This is a genomic window from Polaromonas sp. P3_C2, from assembly GCF_056402675.1.
Map to the genome: position 1 here is coordinate 1 of NZ_JBFUGX010000700.1, position 2,064 is coordinate 2,064.

Consider the following 2,064-nt stretch of genomic DNA (forward strand, 5'->3'; position numbering starts at 1 on the left):
GTAGTTGCTGGTTCTTGCCCTGCCAGCTGATTTGCCAGGCGATGTCCAGCGACTGGCCAGGTGCTGGCATTTTTTCGGGTACCCAATAGGCCACCACGTTGTCATGGGTCTCGTCCGGCGTGGCAAATTGAAACAGCTCGACCCGGCCGGCGCCCCAGTCGCCCACGGGCGTGACCCAGGCGCTGGGCCGCGTCTCATAGCGGGCTTCGGTGTCTTCGTAGTTGGCAAAGGCGCGGTCGCGTTGCATCAGGCCAAAGCCCTTGAGCGACTTCATGGCGAAAGACGTCACCAGCGGGGAGGACGGATTTTGCAGGGGCCGCCAGAGCCATTCACCGGCACCCGTAGCCATCATCAGGCCATCGGAGTCGTGCACTTCGGGCCGGAAATCGCCGGGGCGGGGCTGGTTTTCGCCAAAGAAAAACATGCTGGTCAGGGGCGCGATGCCCAGCGAGGTCACGGGCGCGCTGTTGCCGGAGGTTGTGGCCGGGCGCATGAAGATGCGCGCCTGTACATTCGTGGTGGTTTGCTCGCCGGCCTGGATGTCGAACCGGTAGGCGCCTGTCATGCGCTCCGAATCCATCACAGCGAAGACGGTCAGCTGCTTGCTGTCGACTGCAGGTTTTTGAAGCCAGAAATCCGTGAAACGGGGAAACTCTTCCTTGGCTCCGCCCGCACCGCCTGCGGTGTCCACCGCCAGGCCGCGTGCCGAAAGGCCATAACGCTGGCCCGATCCCAGCGCCCGGAAGTAGGTGGCGCCGGTGAACACCACCAGCTCATCCTTGTAGGTGGGCGAGTTGAGGTTGCTGAAAAAGCGCGCGCCGCCGTGGCCCAGGTCACCCCAGGTCTCGGGTGACAGTTTGTTTTTTCCGAAATTGAATGTGGCGGGGTCGTAGGACAGGCGCTTCACGCCCGCTGTCGTGATTTCGTGAATGCGAACCGAATCACCGTGCCGGCCGACGTGGAAAAAATTCGCTTCAAAGGGAAGTTTGTCGGCGCGCCACAGCGTGCTGGCGGCGTTGAACCGGATGTCGCGGTAGTCGTCGTACGCCATCCTGGCGAGCTCGGTGGGCACCGCGTGGGACGCTTCGCGCCAGGGCGCTTGCGAGCGCTGGCGTGCGATAGCGGCCACATCGTCCAGATCGAAGGCACGTGCCTGGCCGGCCGCGAGCGTCAGTGCCGCAAGGCTCGCGCAGGCCGCGATACGGGCCTGCAGGGGAAAATTGAAGCGGCGCTTGGGGTCGCCGGAGGATGCCAAAAAAGGCAGGAAAAAAGCTGGCATGCCATGACTAGGGCAAACCCTGTGCCAGCTTCGAAAAATTGTTTTAAATCAACAAGTTGGGCGTGATACTTGATTTAACCAAATGTAATCCAGCTCAAAAGCGCCCAGAATCGCGGGTTTTGTCGCCGGTGAGCGACAACTTCCGCAGATGGCTCGATTAAATCGTTTTAAATCAAAGGCTTAAACCTGTCGCCAACCAGCGACGGCCCACGGCGGCACAGCGACAAACCCAGGTCGAACCGGAGCTCCTGGAGCCTGTTTACGGTCTAAACCTTGAAGTGTCCTGGCGTGAGCCCGTGCTTTTGCATCAGGCGGTAAAACTCCGTGCGGTTCCGGTCGGCCAGTCGGGCCGCATCGGCCACGTTGCCGTCTGTCAATTTGAGCAGCCCGACCAGGTAATCCCGCTCGAAGTGTTGCCTGGCTTCCGCATAGGTGAGCACTTGCACGCTGGGTGAGCGCAAGGCCCGCTGCACCAACGCCAGCGGCACCAGCGGGGTGGTGGACAGGGCACAAACCTGCTCCACCACGTTGTAAAGCTGGCGCACGTTGCCTGGCCAGGCGGCCGTGGTCAGGGCCTTGAGGGCCTCGGGTGCGAAACCGCTCAGGCGCTTGTCGTACTTGGCCGCCAGTTTGAGGAGAAAGTGGTTGGCCAGCAACGGGATGTCTTCGCGGCGCTCCGACAGCGGGGGCAAGGTCAGCGTGACGACATTGAGCCGGTAATAAAGGTCGGCGCGGAACTGGCCCTCAGCCATGGCAGCGTCAAGGTCGCGATGCGTGGCCGAGAT

The 2,064-nt window shown here is 62.0% G+C and carries 2 protein-coding genes; both read right to left on the reverse strand.

Going from position 1 to position 2,064, the window contains the following annotated elements; genetic code table 11:
• Positions 1–1,279: glucan biosynthesis protein G (locus AC1DWI_RS20920; RefSeq protein ID WP_477725653.1), on the reverse strand; the 1,279-nt coding region annotated here is incomplete at its 3' end.
• Between the two features lie 266 nt (positions 1,280–1,545).
• On the reverse strand, positions 1,546–2,064 hold a 519-nt coding region (locus AC1DWI_RS20925; protein WP_477725654.1), incomplete at its 5' end, for an AAA-type ATPase lid domain-containing protein.